This is a genomic window from Arthrobacter sp. LAPM80, from assembly GCF_046736435.1.
In the GTDB taxonomy this organism is placed as follows: domain Bacteria; phylum Actinomycetota; class Actinomycetes; order Actinomycetales; family Micrococcaceae; genus Specibacter.
Genome location: NZ_JBCHVD010000082.1, coordinates 1 through 316, shown reverse-complemented (window position 1 = coordinate 316; position 316 = coordinate 1). Strand labels below are relative to the sequence as shown.

The following is a 316-nucleotide window of genomic DNA, read 5'->3' as shown; positions in this document are numbered from 1 at the left end:
TGGGAACACGGAAGTGGCACACAGAGACGGTGTACATCGTCACGTCGCTGACACCGTCACAGGGAAAACCTGCCGAGATAGGGGCGTGGATCCGTGGTCATTGGGCTATCGAAAACGGGCTCCACTACCGCCGGGACGTTCTTTTTCGGGAAGACCATAGCCAAGTACGCAACGGTGAAGCACCACGCGTGATGGCATCTCTAAGAAACATCGCCATCACAATTCTCCGGCTACAAGGAGAAACTAACCTCGCCAAAGCCACTCGAGGTGCCCGCAACTACCCGGACCGCGCCCTTAAACTAGCCGGCATCACTAT

The 316-nt window shown here is 56.3% G+C and carries 1 pseudogene; it reads left to right on the top strand.

What is annotated here, in order from left to right:
* Window positions 1-29: 29 nt before the first annotated feature.
* Window positions 30-316, top strand: a pseudogene (locus tag AAGW05_RS18620) (ISAs1 family transposase); the annotation flags it as partial.